Genomic DNA, 26,579 nt, shown 5'->3' with positions numbered 1-26,579 from the left:
GGCGTGATTATCCGATTCACTATCAAGCATCGCGGTGTCATCACCCGCGAAAGCGGGTGATCCAGTATTCCAGAGACGCCGGTGTTTGAGCCGGGAGGCCGCGGCGTACTGGATCGCCCGGTCGAGCCGGGCGATGACAGTGTGGATGGGGACGCAGCTTCGCATTCTCGCGACATGAATCGTCCGAGCTTTGCTCTTCGTTCCGCCCTCCTCAAGCAGAGGGCGCAGGGAAAGCCGGGTGCCGATCGCACCCATGGGCCCCGAGCAAAAGGTAGAAAGCTCGGGGGTAGGACCACAGGTGTAACCGGGAACAACCCGGCTTTCCCTGCGCGATGGGTTACGGCTTACTTCGTGCTCTCCCCGGCGAGACTTGGCTTGTTTGTCACCGCTTTCGCAAAAACGCTTACGCGTTTTGCGAGAGGATACCGGCCACTAGGGCGTCAGGACCACACGACTTCACCGTCCGCGTCACGCGCATTCGTCGACTGCGCAATCAGCGTCCACCGCATCTCACCGCAACGCTCGTGACGATGCGCAGCGCCCCTCGATCGGGTGAGACGGGCGAACCATACACCGAGTTGTATTTCTGATAAAGCGAAATATTTTTGTTGCGGGGGCTTGCGCCGTCGGGCAACTCAGTGGCACGCGCGCGTGAGGGAGCCACCAACGGCAGGGTTCCCTCCCCCCTTGCGGGGGAGGGTTAGGGAGAGGGGTGCCACACGACGTGCTCTCTCCGTGTCCGTCACGGCAACAAGCGAACAGGTTACGAAAGCGTCGCACTCATCGATCAGTTCGCCCGGGGCCACCCCTCTCCCCACCCTCTCCCGCCGCAAGTCGGGCCTGCCCGACCTGCGCAAATTTACAATGCGCAACCGGGGTAGACCCCGGTTGCGTGGAGAGGGAGCCTTGGGGGCGTGCTCACCTCACGTACGATACTCCGCACTCACCCTACGTTTCTGCAGCGGCAAAACACAGCCTGCACAACAGTCCCGGTGCGTTGTCGCGCAATTCGATCCGCGCGCCGTGCAGGCTGGCGACCGCCGCGACCAGGCTTAGGCCGAGGCCGTTGCCCGGCGTGTAGCGGCTCTGCTCGAGCCGGTAGAAGCGTTTGAAGACGCGGTCGTGCTGGCCGGGTGGAATGCCGGGGCCGTCATCGGCCACCGCAATCACCGCGCCGCCCTCGTCGTTGTCGCAGGTCACGGTCACCTGTCCGCCGGGGCGGCCATGCTTGATGGCGTTGTCGACGAGATTGGCGATCGCGTCGAACAAAAGGTCGCGGTCGCCGGTGACCAGCACCGCGGCATCGCCGGCAAGCTCGAGATGCGTGGTGACCTCCTCGGCCGCGGCATCGTAGAGCTCGACCACTTCGCCTGCGATCTCGACGAGATTGACGGTGCGGAAGGCGTCCTTGCGGGCCCGCGTCTCGATCTCGGAAATCCGCGTGATCGACGCGAACATTCCGAGCACCGCATCGAGATCGGCGATGGTATCGCCGATCAGCGCCGCATCGCCTTCGCCGTTGCGCGGAGCGTGGTAGGCCTTCTCGAGCCGGCCGCGCATCCGGGTCAGCGGCGTGCGCAAATCGTGCGCGATGTTCTCGCCGACCTGCTTGACGTCTCCCATCAGGGTCTGGATCCGATCTAGCATCAGGTTGAGATTCTCGGCGACGCGATCCCATTCGTCGTGGCTGCCATGCAGCGGGATGCGCTGGTCGAGCCCGGAGAGCATGATGGCGCGGCTGGTCGCATTGATCGACTCGATCCGGCCGACGGTTCGCCGCGTCACCCCGATACTGGCGACGGCCGCGAGCACGATGATGAGCAGGACAACGGCGATGCCGGCGGCCCTGATCTGGGCCATGAAGCCGTCGAGATCACCGATGTCGCGGCCGACCAGCAGGCGATCGCCGTTTGGCAAGGTTTCCGTCACGGCTCGCACCAGCGTGGTTCCCGCAGCGAGCGACGGCGGCGGCGGCGCGCGAAATTCCACCCATCCCCGCTGCGCAGTGCCCTCGGGCCATTGGCTGAGATTTCCGGCGAGCACCGCGGAGCCGGGACCGGCCAGCAGGTAGACGTGATCGGCAAAACCCCTGTCCGCGATCCGCTGCGCGATCAACGCGGCCAGGCCGTCGCGCCCGGATCGCACATAGGCATCGTGCAGGCTGGCCCGTTCGACGGTGATGGCGCGATCGGCCCGATCGCGCGCATAGGACAGCGTCGACCAGTAGACATAGGCAAAGATCGCCGAGACGATCAGGCCGAACGCGCCGATCGCGATTAGCGCCAGGCGGAAGGTCGACGACTTGAGGGTCTTAGCCAGGAGCACGGAGGCAGTACCCGATGCCGCGGATCGTATGGATCAACGGGTAGGCTTGCTGATCGTCGACCTTGCGGCGCACCCGTCCGACATAGACGTCGATGATGTTGGTCGAGGGATCGAAGTGCAGGTCCCAGACATGCTGCAGCAGCATCGCGCGCGACACCACGCGGCCTTCGTTGCGCACGAGATATTCGAGCAGCTGGAACTCCTTCGGCAGCAGCGGAATCTTGCGGCCGCGCCGGCTCGCCGTCCGCGCGATCAGATCGACCGCGAGGTCGCCGACCCGCAGGATGGTCTCCTTGGCAACGGTCTCGCTTCGGCGGCCCAGCGCCTCCAGCCGCGCCAGCAACTCGACAAAGGAGAACGGTTTGACCAGATAGTCGTCGCCACCGGCGCGCAAGCCCCGCACGCGGTCGTCGACTTCGCCGAGCGCGCTGATGATCAGGAACGGCACCGCGATGCCGTCGTCGCGCATCTGGCGCATCACCGTGACACCGTCGATGTCGGGCAGCATGCGATCGATCGTGATCACGGCATAATCGCGCGCCGCACCCTGGCTCAGCGCTTCGCGGCCGTTCGCCGCCAGGTCGACATCGTAGCCGCTGGTGGTGAGCTCCTCGACGAGCTGACCGGCGGTCTCAGGATCGTCCTCGACGACGAGAATGCGGCGGTGTGCTCCGGTCATTATCTTGAACTCCGAGTCTTCTTGAACTCTTGGAGTTCTCAACTCTCCGGGCGCCCGCCCCGCGACGGCCGCCGCCAGACTATCCCATTCCGGGGCTGGATGGAACGCCTGGCGACGACCGCGACAACGGTGCGGTTGGTTGGGCGATCACCAATAGTCCCCGCACACATTGACCCATTGCAACCCGTACGGCGTCCACGACCTGCGCCAGCAGCCATCGTAATAGCCGCCGGCGTAAACGTAGGGCGCGCCGAAGACCGCGAAGCGATGGAAGCGGTGGTGGCGGAAGCCGCCATGATGGAAGAAGCGCGCGCCGTGGACTCCGGCGCCGGCAAATCGCGGGCCGATTGCGGGCGCACCGACGAACCGGGGGCCACCAACGCGCCCGCCGGCAAAATGCCCGCCGCCGCCCATCGCGGCGAACGCCGCGCCACCACCGCGCATACCGCCGCCGAAACCACCGCCATGCATTCCGCCCATTCCGCCGCCACGCATGCCGCCGCCCATGGCGCCAGCAAAGCCACCGCCATGGCCGCCACCGAAGCCACCGCCGTGACCACCGCCGCCACCGCCATGTCCACCGCCGCCTCTGGCGAAGGCGACCGGTGCAAGCGCAACGCTGGCAGCGAGCGTCACCGCCGTGAGAAACGTGAACAGCCTGTTCTTCATCGAGATATCCTCCCTGATTGGGACCGCGGCGAACCTCTCATCGCCGCAAGCAGAGGACGCTCAGAAGACGCAAGCCGATGCCCGACTTCAACTGACAAATGCGCCAGATTCTGACGCCGGATTTAGGATTGGCACGCGAGCTCTCTGCGCAAGGCGACCTTCAAGTGTCCGAATCAAACCACCAGACGATCTCGGAGCCAGGGCGGACTTCGCGTTCACGTCAGGCGCGCTCGCCTTGAGGATGCGCGCGGCACCGGCACACCCCTTGATTATGTGCGATCTCCGTGGTAACTGGGCTTCATGATCAACGTCGTGCGCATCGCGAACCGTAAAAACATGACCCACTCTCGCTGGGCCGTGGAAGGAGTCGTGCGCTAGGAATTCGACGACGCGATCTTTTCACCAGGCCCCGCCGGCATCGGACGGGGCCTTTTGTTTGGCCATGCTCCCTGCCGGCACAACAGCAGGAGCATTCGATGCCACCCCAACAGACGAACCTCACCCCCGAGACCGGGCGCGATGCCGCAGGGCTGCGCCTCGACCCCGCCATCGCTTTGGTGAAAGACACCACCGGCGATGCCTTGACCGAGGCGTGCCCCGATGCCTCCATCGCAGCGCTAAGAGACGCTTTCTCGGAAAAGGAAGCGGCTGGACCACCGGTGGCATCGACGCGGCGCCTCCTGGGTTTGCTCCAGGGATATTGGCGCGCCTTCCGAAATTGGCGCCAACGCGCGAGGTCGCGAGTCAGTTTGCGCGATCTCAGCGACAGGGAGCTGATGGATATCGGCCTGACACAAGGTGAGATCGACTGCATCGTTGTCGGCCGAGCCATTGAAAGGCTCAGAGAAGGCACGACATATCTATGGCTGTCTCGTGGTGTGATGTAACTGATGGCAAGTCACCACCAGCTCTGCACATTGAGTGGCTGGCCGCCGGGCGGATCAACGAAGCGTGATCCGCCCCTTTTCTATCGCCGTGACGTGGCGGATGACGCCAACGCGGCTCAGGTCGGCTTGCCGCGCCCGCTCTTCTCGGCGGCGCGGCGTAGCGCTTCTGCGAGCGCGCCGCCGCCGGACTGCTCGGCCGGCTTGCGCGGAGCCGCAGACGTCATCTTGGCCGAGCCGCGCGAAAAATCGCGGGACGGTCCTGCATTGTCCTTCTTCGGCCCGATCTCGTCGTCAAGCCGCAGCGTCAGCGCGATGCGTTTGCGCGCAACCTCGACGTCCAGGACCTTGACCTTGACGATGTCGCCGGGCTTCACCACCTCGCGCGGGTCCTTGATGAAGGTCTTCGACATCGCCGAGATATGCACCAGCCCGTCCTGGTGCACCCCGATGTCGACGAAGGCGCCGAAGGCCGCGACGTTGGTCACGGTGCCTTCGAGGATCATGCCCTTCTTGAGGTCCTTGACCTCCTCGACGCCTTCCTTGAACACCGCCGCCTTGAACGCCGGGCGCGGGTCGCGGCCGGGCTTTTCCAGTTCGCGCAGAATGTCAGTGACGGTCGGCAGACCAAACGTGTCGTCGACGAACGATTGCGGCCTGAGCCCGCGCACCATGTCGGCGTTGCCGATCAGCGCCTTGATGTCGCTCTTGGTCGCCTCGAGGATGCGGCGCACCACCGGATAGGCTTCCGGATGCACGCCGGATGAATCGAGCGGGTCCTCACCACTGCTGATGCGCAGGAAGCCGGCGCATTGCTCGAACGCCTTCGGCCCGAGCCGGGGCACCTCCTTCAGCGCCTTGCGCGATTTGAACGGGCCGTTGGCGTCGCGGTGCTGCACGATGCTTTGCGCCAGCCCCGCGCCGATGCCCGACACCCGCGAGAGCAGCGGCACCGAGGCGGTGTTGGCATCGACGCCGACCGCGTTCACGCAGTCTTCCACCACGGCATCGAGCGAGCGCGCGAGCTTGGCTTCGCCGAGATCATGCTGGTACTGGCCGACGCCGATCGCCTTCGGATCGATCTTGACGAGCTCGGCCAGCGGATCCTGCAGCCGCCGCGCGATCGAGACGGCGCCGCGAATGGTGACGTCGAGGTCGGGCAATTCGTTCGAGGCGAAGGCAGAGGCCGAGTAGACCGACGCGCCGGCCTCGGAGACCACGATCTTGGTCATCTTGCGCTCGGGCAGCCGCTTCACCAGCTCAGCGGCAAGCTTGTCGGTCTCGCGCGAGGCGGTGCCGTTGCCGATCGCGATCAGCTCGACGCCGTGCTCGATCGCGAGCTTGCCGAGAATGGCGAGCGCCTCGTCCCAGCGCCGCTGCGGCTCGTGCGGAAAGATCGCCGTATGCGCCACCACCTTGCCGGTCGCATCGATCACCGCGACCTTGACGCCGGTGCGATAGCCGGGGTCGAGGCCCATGGTGGCGCGCGCGCCGGCCGGCGCGGCGAGCAGCAGATCGCGCAAATTCGAGGCGAACACGCGCACCGCCTCGGTTTCGGCCGCGGTCCACAGCCGCATCCGCAGATCGATGTTGAGATGGATCTGGATCTTGGTGCGCCAGGCCCAGCGCACCGTCTCCGTCAACCACTTGTCGCCCTTGCGGCCCTGGTTGGAGACCGCAAAGCGGTTCATGATCTTCAGCTCGTAGATGCCGGGCACGCCGACAGCCGGCGCCTCGGCCTCCGGCTTGATCGCGAGGTCGAGGATCTCTTCCTTCTCACCGCGGAACAGCGCCAGGATGCGGTGCGACGGCAGTTTCGGCAGCGGCTCGGAGAAATCGAAATAGTCCTTGAACTTCTCGCCTTCGATCTTCTTGCCGGTGCGGACGGTCGAAGCCATGATGCCGTTCGACCACATCTCCTCGCGCAGCGCGCCGATCAGATCGGCGTCCTCGGCGAAGCGCTCGACCAGGATGGCGCGCGCGCCGTCCAGCGCGGCGGCGACGTCGGCGACCTGCTTCTCGGCATCGACGAAGGGAGAAGCGGCCTCGTTGGGATCGTTTTGCGGCTGCGTCAGCAGGAGATCGGCGAGCGGCTCGAGCCCGGCCTCCTTGGCGATCTCGGCCTTGGTGCGGCGCTTCGGCTTGTACGGCAGATAGATGTCTTCGAGGCGGCCCTTGCTGTCGGCGGCCATGATCTGGGCTTCGAGTGCGGCGTCGAGCTTGCCCTGCTCGCGGATCGAATTGAGCACCGCGGTGCGGCGCTCCTCGAGCTCGCGCAGATAGGTCAGCCGCTCTTCCAGCGTGCGCAGCTGCGTGTCATCGAGCGCGCCGGTAAGCTCCTTGCGGTATCGCGCGATGAACGGCACCGTGGCGCCGCCGTCGAGCAGCGTCACCGCCGCCTCGACCTGCTCGTCGCGAACCCCCAGCTCCTGCGCAATCTGATGATGAATCTTTGCCACGCTCGTCTCTCTGAATCGTCGCGCCGCTGATGGCGCGGACGCCGCTTATGAACCATCCCGGAATGATTCATCAAGGCGCGCTGTGGATCAAATTTGGCACCTCGCGCAATCTATTTCCGGGATGTGCGCCGCCCGCGGCTTGACAAATAGACCCGCGCCGCATTGCCGCCGAAAATCGCAGCTCTTGCCTCACTTGACAAATCAGCCAGCAGGCTCTCCGCAGCAGCGAACCAGCGCGCATAGCCGCCGGCGAGATTGACGACCGGCCAGTCGCTGCCCCACAGCATGCGCTGCGGCCCGAAAGATGCGAGCGCATGGTCCACGGCCTCGCGGAGATCGGCGACCTGCCAGTTCGGCGCCGCCTCGGTCGCGAGGCCCGACAGCTTGCAGACGACGTTGGCGCGCGCGGCAAGGCTTGCGATGTCGTCCTTCCAGGCCGCGATGTCGCCGGTTGCGAGATTTGGCTTGCCGAAATGATCGAGCACGAATTGCAGGTCCGGATGGCGATCGACCACCTGGACGAGCCTTGGCAGATGGCGCGGCAGCACCAGCGCGTCGAACACCAGGCCGTACTGGGCCATGGCCTCGAGCGGCGCCGCCAGTTCCGGGCGCAGCAGCCAGTCGTCGTCGGCGATGTCCTGCACCATTGGCCGCAGGCCGACCAGCAACTCGCGCCCGGCAATCGCATCGATCCGCGTCGCCGCGTCGTCGGCATCGAAGTCGATCCAGCCCACCACGCCCCGCACCAGATCGGAGCCTTTGGCAACGTCGAGCATGAACGCAGTTTCCGCCTCGGTCGGCGCGGCCTGCACCAGGATGGTGCCATCGATCTCGGCTGCGGCGAGATGCGGCATCAGATCTGATAGCCCGAAGTCGCGGTAAATCGGTCCGCGTTCGGGTGTCAGCCAGCCGTAATCGGCGCGTGCCAGGGTCCAGACATGATGATGAGCGTCGATCCGCATCATGCCGGCACCGGCGCATTCGGATCGAGCAGCCTCTCGGCTTTCAGGTCACGCCACAACGCGGCGGGGACAGAGGCCGACAGCGCGGCGACATTGCGCTCGACCTCCTGCGGTGTCTGCGCGCCGAGCACGAGGCTTGCGACCGCCGGATGACCCAGCGCGAAATGCAGCGCGGCGGTCGCCAGCGCAACGCCGTGGGCGCGGCAAACGCGCTCGATCGCAGCGACCTTCCGCATCACGTCGGGTGGCGCGTCCTTGTAATTATACTTGGCGCCGGCAACCGCGCCGGTCGCCAGGATGCCGGAATTGAACACGCCGCCAAGCATCATGCCGATGCCCTGCTTCTCCGCCAGCGGCAGGAACTCGGCGAGCGCCGGCTGCTCCAGCAGCGAGTAGCGGCCGGCGAGCAGCATGGTGTCGAACGTACCCGCCTTGGCGAAGCGCACGCACATCTCGGCCTCGTTGACGCCGATCCCGATGCCCTTGACCACGCGCTCACTGCGCAATTTGTCGAGCGCGACATAGGCGCCTTCCATCGCCTCGCGAAACCGCGCCTCGATCGCGTCAGCGCCATGGGTCCAGACGTCGACGTCGTGGATCAAGAGCAGGTCGATGCGATCGGTCCCAAGCCGCAGCAACGATTGCTCGACCGCGCGCATCGTGCCGTCATAGGAATAATCGACCACCGCGCGATGCGGCTGGCCGCCGGCGAAATTCGAGCCGTCGCCGCGGCCGTGGAACGGGTCCATCCAGCGCCCGACCTTGGTGCAAACGACGACGTCGTCACGCGCCACCCGGCGCAGCGCGGTGCCGCAGCGATGCTCGGCGAGGCCATGCCCATACAGCGGCGAGGAATCCAGCAAATTGACGCCAAGCGCAAACGCCCGCTCCGCCGCCGCAATCGCGGTGGTGTCATCGAGCCGCGCAAAGAGATCGCCGAGCGGCGCGGTGCCGAAACCGAGGATGGAGACATCGAGCCCGGTGCGGCCGAGCCTGCGGCGCGGCAGCGCTGACACAGGGGCCGCATGTGAGGATTGAGGTTGGTTCATCGCGAGGGCTCCCTGCAGTCTTCTTGCTTGCAGGCAGACTAGCCCTGCGGCCGTGCTGAACACAAGCCGACGCGCATGGCGACCGGCACGCGGACAATGCGCGGCCGAGCGGACAATCCAGGGTTCCGATCAGCGGAGAGGCCGACGGTCGTGGCGCTCGTTACGCGTCGGAAAACACCTGCTGCGCGACGTTATCGACCACGACGGGGCTCTCGAAATAGGTGACCGTCGGATCGGCGCCATATTTCTCCCGGGCGCGGGCGCGCCACGCTTCGGTGTACAGCGCTTCCGCCTCTGCCCTCGAGTTCCAGAAATAGATGCCGCCGGCCGTCATCCCGTCCTCGGACAGCACATAGGTCTTTCGAAACAGCCCAGGTACGTCGCGATAGATCGGGGCCGTGCTCAGGAAGATGCTGCGCGCTTCCTCGGGCGTGACCGGCTTCGGCAATCTGAACGTCGTGACGGCGGTAATCATCCGGACCTCCTGGGCATCAATCTTGACACAATTATCAAACTTGACGATAATGTCAAGAATGAATCAGCGGAGCGAACCGAATGGTCGGCATGCGTCAGTTTGACGAGGACGAGATGATCGCGAACGCGCTCGACGTGTTCTGGCGCAAGGGCCTGCACGACGCGACCATGCAGGACCTGGCCGCCGCGACAGGCGTCCAGCGCGGCAGCCTCTACAACGCCTATGGCGACAAGGAAGCGATCTTCCTGCGCGCCTTCGATCGTTATGCCGAGGAGTTCCTGGACGCGGCCGGCACCGCGCTGGCCCAGGGCGACACAGCGGCGGGCTTCAGAAATTTCTTCGACATGATCATCGTCAATATGACGGACGGTTCGCCGCCGCGCGGCTGCCTGACCACGCGCACCGCGCTCGACGCGGCGATCTCGAGCACCGACGTCCGTCAGCGCGTGCAGGGCGTGCTGGGCCGGCTCGAGCAATTGATCGGCAAGGCCCTCAGCGCGGCCCCGGGCAAGCGCAGCGCGGCCGATGCCAACCGGCTGGCGCGGGTCATCGTGACCTTCACGCGAGGGTTGGCCGTGATGGAGCGCGCCGGATACAGCCGCAAGCAGCTGAAGGAGACCGCCGCGACCTTCATCGATGCGGTGGTCGACGATGTCTGAGGCGGCATCTCCGTCGTGGCGATCGATATCATATGGGAGACAACATGATGCAGGATCGGAAAGGTGGTTGCCTCTGCGGCGCGGTGCGCTACGCGCTGAAGAGCGAGCCGCGGAGCATCGCCCTATGCCATTGCACGCACTGCCAGCGGCAAAGCGGAAGCCTGTTCTCGTTCAACCTCGTCGTCCGCGAAACCGACTACCAGCAAACGGGCGAGACCGCGGTGTTCGTCGACCAGGGCGATAGCGGCCATCCGGTCTACCGCCATTTCTGCGGACGCTGCGGCTCCCCTCTCCTTGCAAAGACCGCATTGATGCCGGGGAAGGTCGTGGTGAAGGCCGGCACGCTCGACGAGCTGGAGGGGCTGCAGCCGCAAGTCGAGATCTATACCGATCATGCGATGACGTGGCTCACGCCGGTCCCGGGCGCGGCACGCTTTGCCCAGAACGTGTGACCGGCCGCGCCGGCCGCAGGCACTGCGCAAGCCGGCGCAGCCGGACAGGAGTTGCCGCGACATCGGTCAGGGACGAGTGCCGATGTCGCGGCTTGCGATCATTGACCAGCCGCCAGTTCGGCGTAGTTGCCGTCCTTGTCGCGGCGGTACACGACATAGTCGATCAGCGTGATGTCACCCTTCGGCGTGTAGCTGATGTTGCCGAGCACGGTGTCCCAGTTTCCCGCCTTGATGGTCGTGGCGACCTTCTTGGCATCCGTGGTCTGGGCGCGCGCCACGGCCTGGCTCCAGATCTGGAACGCGGCATAGCTGTAGAGGGTGTAACCGTCGGGATCGATGCCCTTGTCCTTGAACTTCTTCAGGGTCGCGGCCGCGGTCAGCTTCTTGCGCGGATCGGGCGAGAAGGTGAACAGCGAGCCCTCGGCAAGCGGGCCCGCGATCGCCGCGAACTGCTTGTCGACCAGGGCGTCGCCGCCCATCAGCACGGCATTGACGCCCTGCTCGCGCATCTGGCGCAGGATCAATGCAGCTTCCGCGTAGTAGCCGCCGACATAGACGAAATCGATTCCCTCCTTCTTGAAGCGGGACACCAGCGCGGCAAAGTCCTTGTCGCCCTTGGTGTAGGCCTCATAGAGCTTTTCCTTCACGCCCGCCGCGTTGATGGCGTTGCGCGTCTCGTCGGCCAGGCCTTTGCCGTAGGTCGTCTTGTCGTGGATGATCGCGACGTTCCTGGTCTTGTAGTTCTTGATGATATAGGCGGCCGCGACCATGCCCTGCTGGTCGTCCCGGCCGCAGACGCGGAACGTGTTCCACAACCCGCGCTCGGTGAACAGCGGGTTGGTCGAGCCAGGCGTGATCTCCAGCACGTTGCCCTCGGCATAGGCATCCGACGCGGGGATCGAGGTCGACGAGCAGAAGTGCCCAACGACGAACGGAATGTTCGCGCCTGCCATCTTCTCGGCAACCGACACCGCCTGCTTCGGATCGCAGGCGTCATCGCCGACCTCCAGCTTCAGCTTCTTGCCGAGCACACCGCCCGCCGCATTGATGTCGGCAATGGCGAGATCAGCGCCGTTCTTGAACTGCTGGCCGAAGCTCGCCTCCGAACCGGTCATCGGGCCGACCACAGCAACACTGATATCCTGCGCCATGGCCGCGCCGGACAAAGCCAGGCTCGTGCCGAGCGCAAGAAAATATCCTCGAAGTGCAAACTTCATCACATTCTCCTCGATGGTGTTAAGTCGCCTCAATGCATCGCACTCGACGAATCTTGCCGGCTGCGACGATCACAGGGGGCTGCCTTTTAGGCGCGAGATGGTTGGCAGGCTCGGACTGGGGCGACGGGGGATTGGACATATGCGACATCGCGCAACAATGTGAAAACACGTTGCCGTGCATTGCTGCTAAAATGATTCGCGCGAATGGCAGGCCGCCCCTTGTATGCGTGATAGCACAGAGCCTGCGATCACGGTCGCACCAGCGGCTTGGGCTCTTCCGGCGGATCGAACAGGTCCGGCGGGTGCCGGGCTGCGGCGAGCCGTAAGCAGCAGCGCGGCCGCTGCACCAAGAAGATTGAGTCGTTCGGATCAGTACCGCCGCGGTACCGCGCGGATGTCCGACGGCGTCGCGCCGTAGTGCCGGCGGAAGGTGCGATTGAAGTAGGAGAGATCGCCGAACCCGACCTCAAAGGCAATCGTGCCGATGGTGCTGCCGCTGTGGCGCGGATCGGTCAGCAAATGATGCGCGCGCGCCAGGCGCTGGCCGAGCACGACTTCCAAGCCGGCGCTTTCAAACACCGTTGCGCGGATAATTATAATTGACCAACCGGTTGGTCAATAGTAATCCGGTTGCAGGTCATGCGACCTTCGGCCGTAGAAGCCGCAACGGGAGGAAATCATGGTCAGCAATCTGGTGTTGACCGATATCCGCGCCGGATATCGCGTCCTGACGCTCAACAGGCCCGATCGCCTGAATTCATTCAGCGCCGATCTGCACTCCGCATTGATGGCCGGCCTGATTGCGGCAGAACAGGACAAGTCCTGCCGCGCTGTGATCCTGACCGGAGCGGGACGCGGATTCTGCGCCGGGCAGGATCTTTCGGACGGCGTCTTCACGCCGGACGAGACGCCCGATCTCTCCGCGCCGATCGACAAATACTACAATCCGCTCGTGCGCAAACTGCGCAGCATTCCGATGCCTGTGCTGTGCGCCGTCAACGGCGTGGCCGCGGGCGCCGGCGCGAACGTGGCCCTTGCCTGCGATATCGTGATCGCCGCGCGGTCGGCCAAGTTCATTCAGGCCTTCGCGAAGCTGGGCCTCGTTCCGGATTCCGGCGGCACCTGGTTTCTGCCGCGGCTCGTCGGTGGAGCGCGGGCGCGTGCGTTGGCGATGCTCGCCGAGCCGATCTCCGCGGAACGGGCGGAATCATGGGGCATGATCTGGAAGGTGGTCGAGGATACCGACCTGATGACTGAGGCCCACGCCCTCGCCGCCTCCCTCGCGACGCAGCCGACCGACGGTCTTGCGTTGATCAAGCAGGCACTTGATGCCTCCGAGACCAACACGCTCGACGCGCAACTCACGCTCGAGCGCGACCTGCAGGGACGCGCAGGCCGATCGGCGGACTATGCCGAAGGCGTCACTGCGTTCCTCGAGAAGCGCGCGCCGCGGTTCGCCGGCAGAGCCTAGAGCGGGATGAAGATTCTTCGAATCATCATCCCGCTCCAGCTCTTTGTTTCTGAGCATGATCTTTTCGGAAAACCGCTCCACACTTTTCCGGATCATGCTCTAGGCGCAAATTGAACGTTCCGCCGGCAAGGCGAGACGCATCACTTGATCACAGTTCAGAGGAATCAACTTCGATGACACAGCCTCAATCCAGTGGCGCGCGGAGCGCGGATACCATCATGAAACTCGACAGCTTCGTCCGCGGAAAATGGACCGGCTCCGGCGAACCCGCGGCCGAGATTCACAGTGCCGTGACCGGCGACGTGGTGGCGCTCACGACCCGGAGCGATCTCGACATGCGGGAGATCCTCGCCTATGGCCGCACGGTCGGCGGCAACAATCTCCGCAAGCTGACGTTTCATCAGCGCGCGGGCCTGCTGAAGGCGCTGGCCGACTATCTGAGCCAGCACAAGGACCGGCTCTACAAATTGTCGTTCCAGGCGGGTTGCACGCGCACCGACGCGATGATTGACGTCGATGGCGGCATCGGCACGTTGTTCGCCTATGCCAGCAAGGGCCGCCGCGAGCTTCCGAACACCAAATTCCTGCTCGACGGCAATGTCGAGGGGCTCTCCAAGGGCGGCGCATTCGCCGGCCAGCACATCGTGACGTCCTTGCACGGCGTTGCCGTGCACATCAACGCGTTCAATTTCCCGTGCTGGGGCATGCTGGAGAAGCTGGCACCGGCGCTGCTCGCCGGCGTTCCCGTCGTCACCAAGCCCGCAACCGTCACCTCCTATGTCGCCTACGAACTGGCCCGGCTGATCGCCGAATCCAGGGCGCTGCCGGAAGGCGCGCTGCAGTTCATCGTCGGATCGACCGGCGACCTGTTCGATCACCTGACCTGCCAGGACGTGGTGTCCTTCACCGGCTCGGCCGACACGTCGCAAAAACTGCAGCGCCATCCGGTGATCGCGCGCGAAGCCGTCAGGTTCATCGCGGAACGCGATTCGCTGAACGCCGCGATCCTCGCGCCCGACGCCGCGCCGGGAAGCCCGGAGTTCGACCTCTTCATCAAGGAAGTGGCCAACGAGATGACGGTCAAGGCCGGGCAGAAATGCACGGCAATCCGCCGCGCACTGGCGCCGTCGGCGCAGATCGACGCGGTCATCACGGCGCTGCGCGAGCGTCTTGCCAAGGTTGTGATCGGCAATCCCGAAAACGAGAAGGTCAGGATGGGGCCGCTGGTTGGCCTCGGCCAGCGCAGCGATGTGCTTGCCCATGTGGCCAGGCTTCGCACCGAGGCCGAGCTGGTGGCCGGCGATCCCGGCAATTTCCCGCTGGTCGACGCCGACGCCAAGCGCGGCGCCTTCGTCCCGCCGCTGCTGCTGCACTGCGCCAACCCGGTTGCCGCAAGCGCGGTACACGAGATCGAGGCGTTCGGGCCTGTCAGCACCGTGATGGGGTATGACGATCTCGACCAGGCCATCGCGCTCATCAACCGCGGCGGCGGCAGCCTCGTCGCATCGGTCTACACGCACGATATCCCCGTCGCGACCGAGCTCGCCTTCGGCATCGGCAGTTTTCACGGCCGCGTCGCGATCATCGACCGCGACTGCGCGACGGAACACACCGGCCACGGCTCGCCGATGCCGCAGATGGTTCACGGCGGCCCGGGCCGCGCCGGCGGCGGCGAGGAACTCGGCGGCGTCCGCAGCCTGCAGCACTACATGCAGCGCACCGCGCTGCAGGGCTCGCCCGCGATGGTGTCAGGCGTCACCGGCCGCTGGTTCAAGGGCAGCCCGGTGCTCGAGGGTGACCTTCACCCGTTCCGCTATCACTATGACGATCTCGAGATCGGCCGCACGCTGGTCTCGAAGGCTCGGCAGATCACGCTCGACGACATCGAGCATTTCGCGCATTTCACCGGCGACACCTTCTACGCCCACATGAATGAGGAAGCGACCAAGGGACATCCGTTCTTCCCCGGCCGCGTCGCGCATGGCTATCTGCTGCTGTCGTTCGCGGCCGGCCTGTTCGTCGATCCCGACTACGGCCCGGTGCTGGCGAATTACGGGCTGGACTCGCTGCGCTTCGTGAAACCCGTCCAACCGGGTGAACAGATCCAGGTGCGGCTGACCGCGAAGGAGAAAACGCCGCGCAATAAGCAATATGGCGAGGTGCGCTGGGACGTCGAGATCACGACCGGTACAGGTGAGACCGCGGCGACCTATGAACTGCTGACCATGAATGCGATGCGAACCTAGGATCCGCCGAGGGCCCGCTTCAGAGCAGCGCAGCCTGCCGGCTCCGGCCGGCGGGCTTCGCCTTGCTGCGCGGCCGGGCAACGGCGGCAGCCGCTTCCTCCGCACCGGCCAGCACCAACTGCACGACGAAGTCGGCATAATCGGCGCGGGTCATCGGCCCGCCCTCGCGAAACCACATATAGTGCCAGTTCAGCATGCCGAACACGCTCATCGTCAGCGGCTTGAGCACGCGCTTCTGCTTCGCCGCCGGCACGGCGGCGGCCAGCGCATCCGACATGATCCCGACCAGTATCCGCTCGCTTGCGAGCAGCGGCTGCTGCTTTTGCTCCGGCAGCAGCCTGAGGCTTGCGATCTGGACCTGATGCTCGGCGTCGGCATGCCGGTAGAGCTCGAGCAGGGTCGTGACGATCGTCCCGAGGCGCTCGACCGGATCGCCGGCCGAGGCGCTCGCCTTGCGAACCGACGCCACCAGCCGCTCGAGATGCGACGACAGGAGATCGAAGAGGATCGCCTCCTTGTCGGGATAATAGTGATAGAGCAGCGCTTTCGAGACACCGCACGCGTCGGCGATCGTATTCATCGACGTGCCGACATATCCCGATGCGGCAAACAGCTCGGCCGCACGATGCAGCATCGAGAGGCGCTTGTCGTCATAGTCCTTGGCGCGCGATCGGGCCATGTCTCGTCCGTTCCACCAGCCGGCCGTTCAGCCGTCGTCGTCAGACGTGAATCAACAACGGCAAATTTCTCAGACCAGTCCGGCCCTGTCCATTGCCAGGGCCGGTCTGAGCGCCATTTATTGACCATCCGGTCGGACAATTCCATGACCTATATGGAATGGACCCCTGCGTTGCAATGCTCAGCGCAGGGCGTCGGCCGGATCCGGCGCCAGCCGGGCCCCCATCGACGCCACCCATCGTCCGCCCAGCTGGCATGGCACCAACCGGGCCTGCGATGTCTCATCAACTCCTTCGCATGAAGCTCAGGCGGCTGCGACCTCGTGGCCGGCCATCACTTCCAGCGCTCTCAGGATGCCGGAATGGTCCCAGGCCTTGCCGCCGAGCGCGGTGCAGGCGTTGAACAGCTGCTGGGCTGCGGCAGTGCCCGGCAGCGACAGCCCAAGGGCCCGCGCGCCTTCCAGCGCGAGGTTGAGATCCTTCTGATGAAGCTCGATGCGGAAGCCCGGATCGAAATTGCGCTTCAGCATGCGCTCGCCGTGCACTTCAAGGATCCGGGACGACGCAAAGCCGCCCATCAGCGCCTGGCGCACCAGCGCAGGATCGGCGCCCGCCTTGGACGCGAACAGCAGCGCCTCGCTCACCGCCTCGATGGTCAGCGCCACGATGATCTGGTTGGCGACCTTGGTGGTCTGGCCGTCACCGTTGGCGCCGACATGCGTGACGTTCTTGCCCATGGTATCAAACACGGGCTTCATCGCGTTGAACGCCCGCTCCCGCCCGCCAACCATGATGGTCAGGCTTGCCGCCTTTGCACCAACCTCGCCGCCGGAGACCGGCGCGTCGAGATAGTCGGCCCCGAGCGCATCGATCTTCCGCGCGAACTCCTTGGTCGCCAGCGGCGAAATCGAGCTCATATCCACCACGATCATGCCCTTGGAGACGCCCTCGGCGACGCCGCCTTTGCCAAACAGCACGGCTTCGACATGCGGCGTGTCCGGCACCATGATGATGACGGCATCGGCTTCCTGCGCGACCTGCTTGCCGGACTCGCACGCGACGGCGCCGTTCGCGATCAGGTCGGGCGGCAGAGGCGCGACGTCGTGCAGGAACAGGCGATAGCCGGTAGCCAGGAGATGGCCGGCCATCGGACGTCCCATGGTGCCCAGCCCGATGAATCCAATGTCTTTCATTGTCGTCGCTCCTGTCAGCCCGATGAGGGCGTTTTCTAGCGAAACGGATACCGGTTCGCGTGAAGAAAACGCGTCAAAACATAAAATTGAGAGCTCCGTTCCGGTTCAATCGGAACGGAAACGCTCTAGGTCACGAAAGTCTGCGCGGCATGCCAGGCAAGGCTCTCGAGCGTGGTCGTCCGCGGCTTGTATTCGCATCCGATCCAGCCGCGATAGCCGATGCTGTCGAGATGCTTGAACAGATATGAATAGTTGATCTCGCCGGTCCCCGGCTCATGACGGCCCGGGTTGTCGGCGAGCTGGACATGCGCGATCCGGCCGAGATGCCTCTCGACGGTTCGCGCCAGATCGCCCTCCATGATCTGCATGTGATAGATATCGTATTGGATGAACAGGTTGGGCGACCGCACGTCGGAGATCAGCTGCACCGCCTGTTCCGTCCCGCTCAGGAAGAAGCCCGGAATATCCAGCGTGTTGATCGGCTCGACCAGAAGCTTGATGCCATGCTGGGCGAGCGCGCCGGCGGCGAAGCGCAGATTGGACACCAGGACTTCGTGCAGCTCTGCCGCATCCGCGCCAGTGGGGGCGATGCCGACCAGGCAGTTCAGCTGCCGGCAATCCAGTGCCTTCGCATAGTCGATCGCGCGCGCGACGCCGTCGCGAAATTCATCGGTTCGATCGCGCAGGATCGCAATGCCGCGCTCGCCCGCGGCCCAATTGCCGGCCGGAAGATTGTGCAGCACCTGGGTCAGCTCAGACCGCGCCAACTCCTCCCGCAATTCGCTCTTGTCGTAGTCATAGGGAAAAAGATACTCGACCGCGTTGAAGCCGGCGGCCTTGGCGGCCGCGAACCGATCGAGGAACGGCAGCTCGTTGAAGAGCATGGTGAGGTTGGCAGCAAATTGAGGCACGGTTGGTATCTCCGCTTGAGGCAGCGCTAATGATGTCGTCAGGCCGGCAACAGCGTGCCGGATCGTGCTGCGCTCGGCACCTCATCGAGCGGAAGGTCGAGCACCTCTTCGAATTCGACGATGTTGTCGATCTCCGTTCCCATCGCGATGTTGGTGACCCGCTCGAGGATGAACTCCACCACCACGGGCACGCGGTGCTTGGCCATCAATTCGCGCGCGGTCGCGAACGCCGCCTGGGCGTCGTTCGGGTCGGTCACCCGGATCGCCTTGCAGCCCAGGCCCTCCGCGACGGTGACGTGGTCGACACCGTAGACGCCGATCTCGGGCGCGTTGATGTTCTCGAACGAGAGCTGCACGTGATAGTCCATGTCGAAGCCGCGCTGGGCCTGCCGGATCAAGCCGAGATATGAATTGTTCACGACGACGTGGATGTAGGGCAGATTGAACTGCGCCCCGACCGCGAGTTCCTCGATCAGGAACTGGAAGTCGTAGTCACCCGACAGCGCGACGATGTCGCGGTCGGGGTCGGCGGCGCGCACACCGAGGGCGGCCGGCAGGGTCCAGCCGAGCGGACCGGCTTGGCCAGCATTGATCCAGTTGCGCGGACGATAGACGTTGAGGAACTGGGCGCCCGCGATCTGCGACAATCCGATCACCGTCACGTAGCAGGTGTCGCGACCGAAGGCCTTGTTCATCTCCTCGTAGACGCGCTGCGGCTTGATCGGGATGTTGTCGAAGTGGCTCTTGCGCAGCATCGAACGCTTGCGGTCGCGGCATGCGGCGGGCCAGGCCTGCCGATCGCGGAGCTTCCCTGACTTGCGCCACTCCTTGGCGACGCTCACGAACATCTCCAGCGCGGCCTTGGCGTCCGACACAATGCCGAGATCCGGATTGAAAACGCGTCCGATCTGGGTCGGCTCGATGTCGACATGGACGAATTTGCGCCCCTTCGTGTAGGTCTCGATCGAACCGGTGTGCCGGTTGGCCCAGCGATTTCCGATGCCGAGCACGAAGTCGGATTCCAGCATCGTGGCGTTGGCGTAGCGATGACTGGTCTGCAGGCCGACCATCCCCGCCATCAGCGCGTGATCGTCGGGAATGGCGCCCCACGCCATCAGCGTCGGAACCACCGGGACGTTAACCGCTTCCGCGAAGGCGACCAGCAGCTCGGATGCATCGGCGTTGATCACGCCGCCGCCGGCCACGATCAGCGGCCGCTCCGCGGCGTTGAGCATCTCGAGCGCCTTCTCGATCTGCTTGCGGGTCGCCGTCGGCTTGTAGACCGGCAGCGGCGAATAGGTCTCGTCGTCGAATTCGATTTCGGCCAGTTGCACGTCGAGCGGAAGATCGATCAACACCGGTCCCGGCCGTCCCGACCGCATGACGTGGAAGGCCTGGCTGAACACGCGCGGCACCAGCGCCGGCTCGCGCACGGTGACGGCCCATTTCGTCACCGGCTTTGCGATCGCCTCGATGTCGACGGCCTGGAAATCCTCCTTGTAGAGCCGCGCCCGCGGCGCCTGACCGGTGATGCAGAGGATCGGGATCGAATCCGCGATCGCCGAGTAGAGGCCGGTGATCATGTCGGTTCCGGCGGGTCCCGAAGTGCCGATGCAAACGCCGATATTGCCCGCCTCCGCCCTTGTATAGCCTTCCGCCATGTGCGAGGCGCCTTCGACGTGCCGCGCCAGAATGTGCCGGATCGAGCCGTTCCGCTTCAGCGCGGAGTAAAGCGGGTTGATCGCGGCGCCGGGAACGCCGAACGCGCACGTGATCCCTTCGCGTTCGAGAATGCGCACTGCTGCATCGATTGCTCGCATTTTCATTTGATGATCCCGCTTCGCTAGGAGTTGGCCTGAGCATGATCATCAGACCCGCGAGCGTCGATCTCAACGCAATCGATGGGATTTTCCACGCTATGGCAGCGCACGCGATTTCTTGCGCGGCTTCAAGCGATTAACGTCGGCGGAGAAATGGAAATCGTGATAGACGAAAATGCGGAAAGCCTCACGCCTGCCCTTGCTGCGCGCGGCTCCCGCGAAGCTCGGCCGTGAGCTCGGCTGCGATCTGGTGCACGATCGTACCGATGTCCGGCAAGCGTTCGTTCGTCAGCCGGTCCGCCGTGCCCGATACCGAAACCGCGGCAAATGGCTCGCTGCAGTCGTTGAAGACGACCGCAGCCACGCAGCGCAGGCCGAGGCGGGCCTCTTCATCATCCACCGCATAACCCTGACGCCGTACGTTCTCCAGTTCCTTGAACAGCTCGCCTGGCCGCACGATCGACTTTTCCGTCAGCCGCGGCATGCCCTGGCGGCGGATGATCGCGTTGACGTCGGCATCGGAATAGGTCGCCAACACCGCTTTGCCCACGCCCGAGGCGATCATTGCGACGCGTCCACCCACCTTGGTCAGCGAACGCATGATCTCCCGGCTTTCAATGCGGGACACGACGATGATGGACTCATCATCGACCACAGCCAGGTTGGCGGTTTCCCTGGTCTGGTCGCGCAGCTTGCGCAGATAAGGCAAGGCCTGCGCGGCGAAATTGCGCCGGCGCATGAAGGTCGAGCCGACCACGAAGCTTTGCGCGCCGATGTGCCATTTGGATTCGTCGCGGTCGAATTGCACGAATCTGCGGTTCTCGAGCGTCGTCAGCAGCCGATGAACGGTCGACGGCGACAAGCCGGTGCGGATCGCGAGATCGGTCAGCCGATAGCCTTCGTCGTCCTCTGCAAGCGTCTCCAGGATCTGCAGCGCACGATCGACAGATTGAACGCCGCCGTCTCGTGCGTCCGGATCCGGCTGCGCGCGAAAATCGGGTTCGGTCGGCTTGCGCCGGATCGGCTCTCTTTTCATCACGACCCTGCCCCTAACCAGTTGCGATTCAGAACGGTATTGCGTCCGAAGGACGAGCGTCAGGTTTGGTATATGGCATGCCAATTACATCAGGAGTCAAGCTGCAGAGATCACCAGATAGGTCAGTATATTTGCCGTTTTCTTCAAAATCTTTCTGATTCTTTCGTTTGACAACTGGGATAATGTATACCACGATTATTTTACAACGACCTGATCAGACAAACGGGAGAACGCTGCCATGTACGTCGGGGACATCCTTCGCAACAGCCCGCACCTCGTGACGATCGGCTCGAACGAAACCGTGAGCATTGCGGCGAACCTGATGTACGCGAGCAATGTCGGCGCAGTCGTGGTCAGGAACGTCTCGCGCAGCAAGGACGCCGCGGTGATCGGAATGTTCAGCGAGCGCGACGTTGTCGCTGTGATCGCCGAGCACGGCACCGGTGGGCTTGCCATGAAAGTCGCGCAGTTCATCTCGCGGCCGCTGGTGTCCTGCAATTCGCAGGACACGCTCGCGGATGCCGAGCATCTCATGGGCCGTCACGGCATCCGCCATGTCCCGGTCATCGACAACGGCCGGCTCGTCGGCGTCGTCAGCATGCGGGACATCACCACTGCTTACGACGAGGCCACCTGCGCAGTGCAGGCGGCCTGACAGAATTTTCCAAGACAACTGCCACGCAACCCGGTTCGAGCCGCAGCGGCTCGAACTGTGTCCCCACTCTGCTCGCGAGGATTTCATGAGGATCTGCATCTACGGCGCCGGCGCCATCGGCGGTTATCTCGGTGTCGAATTCATGCGCGCTGGCGCGGATGTTAGCCTGGTCGCGCGCGGCGCGCACCTTGCCGCGATGCGACAGAACGGTCTGAAGCTCCTGATCGGCGACGAGGAGCGCGTGGTACATCCGCGCTGTACCGACGATCCCGCCGAGCTCGGCGAGCAGGATTTCGTCATCGTCTGCCTCAAGGCGCACTCGATCACCGGCGTCATTGAACGCATGCAGCCCCTGCTCGGTCAGCGCACCCGCATTGTCACCGCCGTCAACGGCATTCCCTATTGGTATTTCTACAAGCACGGCGGACGGCACGAAGGATCGGCGCTCGAGAGCATCGATCCCGGCGGACGGCAATGGAAGGAACTCGGCCCCGAGCGCGCGATCGGCTGCGTGGTGTATCCCGCCACCGAAATCGAAGCGCCCGGCGTGATCCGCCACGTCTACGGCAACAACTTTCCGCTGGGCGAACCCTCCGGCGAGATCACCCCCGAGGTCGAGAACCTTTCCGCCCTGTTCGCGGCAGCCGGCATGAAGGCGCCGGTTCTCGATCGCATCCGCGACGAGATCTGGCTCAAGCTGTGGGGCAATGTCTGCTTCAACCCGATCAGCGCCCTGACCCATGCGACCCTCGACGTGATCTGCAGCAACCCCGGCACGCGCGCGCTGTCGAAAGCGATCATGCTGGAAGCCCAGGCGATCGCGGAAAATCTTGGCGTCAAGTTCCGGGTCGATGTCGAACGCCGCATCGAAGGTGCGCGCAAGGTCGGCGCGCACAAGACCTCGATGCTGCAGGATCTCGAGCGCGGACGTCCGGTCGAAATCGATCCGCTGATCACCGTCGTCCAGGAGATGGGCCGGATGACGGGGATTGCAACGCCCGCCCTCGATGCGGTGCTGGCCCTGGTCGCGCAGCGTACCAGGCTGGCGGGCCTCTACGACGGGGCGGCCGGCGTTGCCGAAACAAAATCGCTTGCGGTGGCGTGATCCTGATGAGCAACGTCACACGCTGGGTCCGCTTCCGCCACCATGCCGACATCGGCTTCGGGCAACTCACACCATCCGGCATCTCGGTGCACGTCGGCGACATGTTCGGCGACGCGCGGCCGACTGGACGAACGCTGGCACTCGACGCCGTCGAGCTGCTCGCACCGACGCAACCAAGCAAGATCATCGCGCTCTGGAACAATTTTCACGCACTTGCCGCCAAGCTGAAATCACCCGAGCCGGCCGAACCGTTGTACCTGCTGAAGGCGCCGACCAGCGTCACCGCGCCCGGCGCCGTGATCAGGCGTCCCGCGGGTTACGATGGCAAGACGACCTACGAGGGCGAGCTCGGCATTGTCATCGGCAAGACCTGCACCGCGGTCGCTCCCGAACAGGCCGACGCCTTCATCTTCGGGTACACCTGCACAAACGACGTCACCGCCGCAGACGTTCTCAATCGCGATCCGACTTTCCCGCAATGGGCCCGGGCCAAGGGCTTCGATGGCTATGGCCCCTTCGGTCCCGTTGTTGCCTCGGGCCTCGATCCCGCAAGCCTTGTGGTGCGCACCATCCTCAACGGCGTGGAGCGCCAGAATTATCCGATTGCGGACATGATCTTCAGCGCGCAGGCGTTGGTCAGCAAGATTTCACACGACATGACGCTGTTGCCGGGCGACCTGATCTGCTGCGGGACATCGATCGGTGTCGGCGTGATGAAAGAGCCGATCAATACGGTCACCGTCGCGATCGACGGAATCGGCGAACTGACCAACGAATTTTGCCAGTAAGCGGCCGCGGGACGAGAGCCCGACGCCGCCGGACCATCAGCCATTAAAACCACAAACTCCTGCTTTGGGGAGACTCATGAACTCCAGCACGAAACCGGTATCATCGCCCGGCGGCTTCCGCTGGCTTCAGCTGGCGATCGGCATCGTCTGCATGGCGATGATCGCCAACCTGCAATACGGGTGGACGCTGTTCGTCGACCCTATCGACGCGCAATATCATTGGGGCCGCGCCGCGATCCAGCTCGCCTTCACGATCTTCGTGATGACGGAGACCTGGCTGGTGCCGGTGGAAGCCTGGTTTGTCGACAAATACGGCCCGCGTATCGTCATCATGTTCGGCGGGCTGATGATCGCCCTCGCCTGGGTGCTGAACGCATATGCCTCCTCGCTCGTCACGCTCTATGCGGCAGCTGTCGTCGCCGGCATCGGCGCAGGCGCCGTCTACGGCACGTGCGTCGGCAACGCGCTGAAATGGTTTCCGGACCGCCGCGGCCTGGCCGCGGGCGCGACCGCCGCCGGGTTCGGGGCCGGCGCGGCGCTGACCGTCGTGCCGATTGCCAACATGATTGCCGCAAGCGGCTACCAGAGCGCCTTCCTGACGTTCGGCATCGGGCAAGGCCTGACTGTTATCCTGCTCGCCACGTTCGTCCGTCCGCCTGATATCACCGTGTCCGCCAGAAGGAAGCAGCTCAATCTGCCGCAGACCGCCGTCGATTACACGCCGGTTCAGGTGTTGCGCGCCCCGATCTTCTGGATGATGTACCTGGTGTTCGTGATGGTGGCTTCCGGCGGGCTGATGACCGCCGCCCAGATCGGGCCAATCGCCCATGACTTCAAGATCGCCGATACTCCGGTTACGTTGGCCGGCTTCCAGATGGCGGCGTTGACGTTCGCCATCTCGCTCGATCGCGTGTTCGATGGTTTCGGTCGCCCGTTCTTCGGCTGGATCTCCGACAATATCGGCCGTGAGCACACCATGTTCATTGCGTTCGCGACGGCGGCGCTGATGTTGCTGACGCTGTCGGTCTACGGCCACATTCCGGTTGTCTTCGTGTTGGCGACGGCCGTTTATTTCGGCGTTTTCGGGGAAATCTACAGCCTGTTTCCGGCAACATCGGGCGACACGTTCGGCGCCAAATACGCGACCACCAACAACGGCATGCTCTACACCGCGAAGGGGACTGCGGCGCTGCTCGTGCCGCTGGCGAGCATCATCTCCTCCCAGTTTGGCTGGCAGGCCGTGTTCATCGTCGCAGTCGCGCTCAATGCCACCGCGGCCCTCATGGCCGTGTTCGTGATCAAGCCGCTGCGCCGCGCGTTCATTCTCGGCAGTGAAAGCACGGCACGTGCCGTGGTTGCTCGTGCGACGGCAGCTCACAGCGAAAGTGATCTGCCAAAGGGACCGCTATCCTATGACAGCCTCGAGAAGGCCCCCTGACGGAGGACTTCTCCCGGCCCGGAGCTGCGCTCGATTTGAGACGGCCGCGTCGTTCGAGAGAGCCATTGACCGTTGGACCAATTGGCCGGAGTGCAGCGATTGAACACGAACTGGACCGACCGGCGAGCCCGCACTGCGCTGCGACGAATCTTCGACGCCGCAATCGCCAGCGCCGATCCAAGGATCACGATCGCATCTGCCTTGCCGGCAAAGCCCAGGGGCAGATGCATCGTCATCGGCGCAGGCAAGGCCTCGGCGGCGATGGCAGCCGGCCTCGACGCGGCATGGCCTGACGTCGACCTTTCGGGCGTCGTGGTCACGCGCCACGGCCATTCGGTTCCCGCGGGCCGCATCGAGGTACTGGAGGCATCTCACCCCGTACCCGACGACACGAGCAAGGCGGCCGCCCTTCGCATGCTGCGTGCCGTTGAAGGACTTTCATCGGATGATCTTGTGGTCGTGCTGATGTCCGGCGGCGGCTCGGCGCTGATGACGCTTCCTGCATCCCCGATGACGCTCGTCGACAAGCAGGCGGTCAACCGGGCACTGCTTGCAAGCGGCGCGACGATTGCCGAGATGAATGTCGTCCGCAAGCATTTGTCGGCGATCAAAGGCGGAAAGCTGGCGCTGGCCGCGCGTCCCGCCCGCGTCACGACCCTGGTGATATCGGACATTCCCGGCGACGATCCGGCGGCGATCGGTTCCGGTCCCTCACTCCCGGACAGCAGCACAAGAGCCGATGCGCAAGAGATCGTTGACCGGTTTGCAATCGACTTGCCGGCAGCGGCGCGAGTTGCACTCGAGCAGGCCGACGAGACACCCAAGCCGGGCGAGATCGACGCGGATGTCCGCATCCTTGCCGCGCCGTTCCAGGCGCTCGACGCTGCGGCCAATGTGGCCCGCGACGAGGGCCTCACGCCGATCCTCCTTGGAGATGCGATCGAGGGCGAGGCACGGGAACTCGGAACCGTGATGGCCGGCGTCGCGCGGTCGGTCGCGATACATGCTCAGCCAGGCCAGGCCCCCGCGGTTCTGCTGTCGGGGGGAGAGACAACGGTCACAATCGGACGCGGGCCGGCGGGCCGCGGCGGCCGCAACACCGAATTCTTGCTGGGACTTGTCATCGCCCTGTCGGGCGCGGCCGATATCTGGGCCATTGCGGGAGACAGTGACGGCATCGATGGAACGGAAGATGCGGCTGGTGCTTTGATCGGTCCGGATACACTGCAGCGCGCCGCCGCGAAACTCCTCGACGCACGGGCTTGTCTGGCGGCCCATGACAGCTACACGTTCTTCGATCGCCTTGGAGACCTCGTGCGCACCGGGCCGACACTGACCAACGTCAACGATATCCGCGCCGTGCTGATCGGAGCCGGCAAGCCGGGAATCAAGTTAAGGATGAGGTGACC

At 64.5% G+C, this 26,579-nt stretch carries 23 protein-coding genes and 1 pseudogene; 10 read left to right on the top strand and 14 right to left on the bottom strand.

Annotation, left to right across the window (positions count from 1 at the left end; all coding sequences use genetic code 11):
* Positions 1–948: 948 nt before the first annotated feature.
* The 3 genes and pseudogenes from WDM24_RS09170 to WDM24_RS09160 all read right to left on the bottom strand — a co-directional run.
* Positions 949–1,884 (bottom strand): annotated as a pseudogene (locus WDM24_RS09170) (sensor histidine kinase); the annotation flags it as partial.
* Positions 1,885–2,311: 427 nt separating this feature from the next.
* Positions 2,312–3,004: a response regulator transcription factor gene (locus WDM24_RS09165; RefSeq protein ID WP_338830938.1), complete on the bottom strand. Its 693-nt coding sequence runs from the start codon at positions 3,002–3,004 to the stop codon at positions 2,312–2,314.
* Positions 3,005–3,151: 147 nt separating this feature from the next.
* Positions 3,152–3,673: a hypothetical protein gene (locus WDM24_RS09160; RefSeq protein WP_338830937.1), complete on the bottom strand. Its 522-nt coding sequence runs from the start codon at positions 3,671–3,673 to the stop codon at positions 3,152–3,154.
* Positions 3,674–4,149: 476 nt separating this feature from the next.
* Here WDM24_RS09160 and WDM24_RS09155 point away from each other — a divergent pair, with 476 nt between their 5' ends.
* Positions 4,150–4,560, top strand: coding sequence for a DUF1127 domain-containing protein (locus tag WDM24_RS09155; RefSeq protein ID WP_338830936.1), 411 nt, complete (start codon positions 4,150–4,152; stop codon positions 4,558–4,560).
* A 116-nt stretch (positions 4,561–4,676) separates the two neighbouring features.
* Here the strand turns inward: WDM24_RS09155 and WDM24_RS09150 are convergent, their stop codons facing one another.
* From WDM24_RS09150 to WDM24_RS09135, 4 genes are all read right to left on the bottom strand, one after another.
* Positions 4,677–7,016, bottom strand: a complete 2,340-nt coding sequence (locus WDM24_RS09150; RefSeq protein WP_338830935.1) for a Tex family protein — start codon at positions 7,014–7,016, stop codon at positions 4,677–4,679.
* Between the two features lie 110 nt (positions 7,017–7,126).
* A complete protein-coding gene (locus WDM24_RS09145) occupies positions 7,127–7,981 on the bottom strand; it encodes an amidohydrolase family protein (RefSeq protein ID WP_338830934.1) in 855 nt (284 codons plus the stop codon).
* Positions 7,978–9,027, bottom strand: a complete 1,050-nt coding sequence (locus tag WDM24_RS09140) for an aldo/keto reductase (RefSeq protein ID WP_338830933.1) — start codon at positions 9,025–9,027, stop codon at positions 7,978–7,980. The genes WDM24_RS09145 and WDM24_RS09140 overlap by 4 nt, the downstream gene beginning before the upstream one ends.
* Positions 9,028–9,187: 160 nt before the next feature.
* On the bottom strand, positions 9,188–9,502 hold the full coding sequence (locus WDM24_RS09135; RefSeq protein ID WP_338830932.1) for a monooxygenase: 315 nt from the start codon (positions 9,500–9,502) through the stop codon (positions 9,188–9,190).
* An 80-nt stretch (positions 9,503–9,582) separates the two neighbouring features.
* Here WDM24_RS09135 and WDM24_RS09130 point away from each other — a divergent pair, with 80 nt between their 5' ends.
* On the top strand, positions 9,583–10,161 hold the full coding sequence (locus tag WDM24_RS09130; protein WP_166303300.1) for a TetR/AcrR family transcriptional regulator: 579 nt from the start codon (positions 9,583–9,585) through the stop codon (positions 10,159–10,161).
* 44 nt (positions 10,162–10,205) lie between these two features.
* Positions 10,206–10,613, top strand: coding sequence for a GFA family protein (locus tag WDM24_RS09125; RefSeq protein ID WP_338830931.1), 408 nt, complete (start codon positions 10,206–10,208; stop codon positions 10,611–10,613).
* A 98-nt stretch (positions 10,614–10,711) separates the two neighbouring features.
* On the opposite strand, the gene WDM24_RS09120 is transcribed toward WDM24_RS09125, so the two are convergent.
* Entirely contained in the window at positions 10,712–11,830 is a 1,119-nt protein-coding gene (locus tag WDM24_RS09120) for a branched-chain amino acid ABC transporter substrate-binding protein (protein ID WP_166303297.1), read from the bottom strand.
* A gap of 369 nt (positions 11,831–12,199) precedes the next feature.
* A complete protein-coding gene (locus tag WDM24_RS09115) occupies positions 12,200–12,382 on the bottom strand; it encodes a helix-turn-helix domain-containing protein (protein ID WP_338832354.1) in 183 nt (60 codons plus the stop codon).
* Positions 12,383–12,509: 127 nt separating this feature from the next.
* Here WDM24_RS09115 and paaG point away from each other — a divergent pair, with 127 nt between their 5' ends.
* Together paaG and paaZ are read left to right on the top strand one after the other, a co-directional pair.
* Complete coding sequence (gene paaG / locus WDM24_RS09110; RefSeq protein WP_338830930.1) at positions 12,510–13,301, top strand: 2-(1,2-epoxy-1,2-dihydrophenyl)acetyl-CoA isomerase PaaG; 792 nt, start codon at positions 12,510–12,512, stop codon at positions 13,299–13,301.
* A gap of 218 nt (positions 13,302–13,519) precedes the next feature.
* Positions 13,520–15,547, top strand: coding sequence for a phenylacetic acid degradation bifunctional protein PaaZ (paaZ, locus tag WDM24_RS09105; RefSeq protein WP_338830929.1), 2,028 nt, complete (start codon positions 13,520–13,522; stop codon positions 15,545–15,547).
* 19 nt (positions 15,548–15,566) lie between these two features.
* On the opposite strand, the gene WDM24_RS09100 is transcribed toward paaZ, so the two are convergent.
* From WDM24_RS09100 to WDM24_RS09080, 5 genes are all read right to left on the bottom strand, one after another.
* Positions 15,567–16,226 (bottom strand): TetR/AcrR family transcriptional regulator, encoded by a 660-nt coding sequence (locus WDM24_RS09100; RefSeq protein WP_166303289.1) that lies wholly within the window; start codon positions 16,224–16,226, stop codon positions 15,567–15,569.
* 303 nt (positions 16,227–16,529) lie between these two features.
* Entirely contained in the window at positions 16,530–17,417 is an 888-nt protein-coding gene (locus tag WDM24_RS09095) for a 2-hydroxy-3-oxopropionate reductase (protein WP_166303287.1), read from the bottom strand.
* A 125-nt stretch (positions 17,418–17,542) separates the two neighbouring features.
* Positions 17,543–18,328: a hydroxypyruvate isomerase gene (gene hyi / locus WDM24_RS09090; RefSeq protein ID WP_338696927.1), complete on the bottom strand. Its 786-nt coding sequence runs from the start codon at positions 18,326–18,328 to the stop codon at positions 17,543–17,545.
* A gap of 38 nt (positions 18,329–18,366) precedes the next feature.
* Positions 18,367–20,154 carry a glyoxylate carboligase gene (gene gcl, locus WDM24_RS09085; protein ID WP_029082730.1) on the bottom strand — a complete coding sequence of 596 codons (1,788 nt, stop codon included), beginning with the start codon at positions 20,152–20,154 and terminating at the stop codon, positions 18,367–18,369.
* Positions 20,155–20,335: 181 nt separating this feature from the next.
* Positions 20,336–21,184, bottom strand: a complete 849-nt coding sequence (locus WDM24_RS09080; protein ID WP_338830928.1) for an IclR family transcriptional regulator — start codon at positions 21,182–21,184, stop codon at positions 20,336–20,338.
* A 238-nt stretch (positions 21,185–21,422) separates the two neighbouring features.
* Here WDM24_RS09080 and WDM24_RS09075 point away from each other — a divergent pair, with 238 nt between their 5' ends.
* From WDM24_RS09075 to WDM24_RS09055, 5 genes are all read left to right on the top strand, one after another.
* Positions 21,423–21,839, top strand: coding sequence for a CBS domain-containing protein (locus WDM24_RS09075; RefSeq protein ID WP_338830927.1), 417 nt, complete (start codon positions 21,423–21,425; stop codon positions 21,837–21,839).
* Positions 21,840–21,924: 85 nt separating this feature from the next.
* Positions 21,925–22,944 (top strand): 2-dehydropantoate 2-reductase, encoded by a 1,020-nt coding sequence (locus WDM24_RS09070; protein WP_166303278.1) that lies wholly within the window; start codon positions 21,925–21,927, stop codon positions 22,942–22,944.
* A gap of 5 nt (positions 22,945–22,949) precedes the next feature.
* The gene (locus WDM24_RS09065) at positions 22,950–23,732 is read left to right on the top strand and encodes a fumarylacetoacetate hydrolase family protein (protein ID WP_338830926.1); all 783 of its coding nucleotides are present in this window, start codon (positions 22,950–22,952) and stop codon (positions 23,730–23,732) included.
* A 76-nt stretch (positions 23,733–23,808) separates the two neighbouring features.
* Positions 23,809–25,170, top strand: coding sequence for an oxalate/formate MFS antiporter (oxlT, locus tag WDM24_RS09060; RefSeq protein ID WP_338830925.1), 1,362 nt, complete (start codon positions 23,809–23,811; stop codon positions 25,168–25,170).
* A gap of 72 nt (positions 25,171–25,242) precedes the next feature.
* Positions 25,243–26,577: a glycerate kinase type-2 family protein gene (locus WDM24_RS09055; RefSeq protein WP_414645702.1), complete on the top strand. Its 1,335-nt coding sequence runs from the start codon at positions 25,243–25,245 to the stop codon at positions 26,575–26,577.
* Positions 26,578–26,579 lie beyond the last annotated feature (2 nt).

Source organism: Bradyrhizobium sp. 27S5 (genome assembly GCF_037217225.1).
Lineage (GTDB): Bacteria > Pseudomonadota > Alphaproteobacteria > Rhizobiales > Xanthobacteraceae > Bradyrhizobium > Bradyrhizobium septentrionale.
This window is presented reverse-complemented; position numbering and strand designations above follow the sequence as displayed.

Bases quoted from the DNA above. Each gene is read 5' to 3' on its own strand.
- WDM24_RS09070 (WP_166303278.1), top strand. From the start codon at position 21,925: ATGAGGATCTGCATCTACGGCGCCGGCGCCATCGGCGGTTATCTCGGT.
- WDM24_RS09065 (WP_338830926.1), top strand. From the start codon at position 22,950: ATGAGCAACGTCACACGCTGGGTCCGCTTCCGCCACCATGCCGACATC.
- WDM24_RS09155 (WP_338830936.1), top strand. From the start codon at position 4,150: ATGCCACCCCAACAGACGAACCTCACCCCCGAGACCGGGCGCGATGCC.
- WDM24_RS09125 (WP_338830931.1), top strand. From the start codon at position 10,206: ATGATGCAGGATCGGAAAGGTGGTTGCCTCTGCGGCGCGGTGCGCTAC.
- WDM24_RS09100 (WP_166303289.1), bottom strand. From the start codon at position 16,226: ATGGCCCGATCGCGCGCCAAGGACTATGACGACAAGCGCCTCTCGATG.
- gcl (WP_029082730.1), bottom strand. From the start codon at position 20,154: ATGAAAATGCGAGCAATCGATGCAGCAGTGCGCATTCTCGAACGCGAA.
- paaZ (WP_338830929.1), top strand. From the start codon at position 13,520: ATGAAACTCGACAGCTTCGTCCGCGGAAAATGGACCGGCTCCGGCGAA.
- WDM24_RS09095 (WP_166303287.1), bottom strand. From the start codon at position 17,417: ATGAAAGACATTGGATTCATCGGGCTGGGCACCATGGGACGTCCGATG.
- WDM24_RS09120 (WP_166303297.1), bottom strand. From the start codon at position 11,830: ATGAAGTTTGCACTTCGAGGATATTTTCTTGCGCTCGGCACGAGCCTG.
- WDM24_RS09140 (WP_338830933.1), bottom strand. From the start codon at position 9,027: ATGAACCAACCTCAATCCTCACATGCGGCCCCTGTGTCAGCGCTGCCG.
- WDM24_RS09165 (WP_338830938.1), bottom strand. From the start codon at position 3,004: ATGACCGGAGCACACCGCCGCATTCTCGTCGTCGAGGACGATCCTGAG.
- oxlT (WP_338830925.1), top strand. From the start codon at position 23,809: ATGAACTCCAGCACGAAACCGGTATCATCGCCCGGCGGCTTCCGCTGG.
- WDM24_RS09135 (WP_338830932.1), bottom strand. From the start codon at position 9,502: ATGATTACCGCCGTCACGACGTTCAGATTGCCGAAGCCGGTCACGCCC.
- WDM24_RS09075 (WP_338830927.1), top strand. From the start codon at position 21,423: ATGTACGTCGGGGACATCCTTCGCAACAGCCCGCACCTCGTGACGATC.
- WDM24_RS09080 (WP_338830928.1), bottom strand. From the start codon at position 21,184: ATGAAAAGAGAGCCGATCCGGCGCAAGCCGACCGAACCCGATTTTCGC.
- WDM24_RS09145 (WP_338830934.1), bottom strand. From the start codon at position 7,981: ATGATGCGGATCGACGCTCATCATCATGTCTGGACCCTGGCACGCGCC.
- WDM24_RS09130 (WP_166303300.1), top strand. From the start codon at position 9,583: ATGGTCGGCATGCGTCAGTTTGACGAGGACGAGATGATCGCGAACGCG.
- WDM24_RS09160 (WP_338830937.1), bottom strand. From the start codon at position 3,673: ATGAAGAACAGGCTGTTCACGTTTCTCACGGCGGTGACGCTCGCTGCC.
- paaG (WP_338830930.1), top strand. From the start codon at position 12,510: ATGGTCAGCAATCTGGTGTTGACCGATATCCGCGCCGGATATCGCGTC.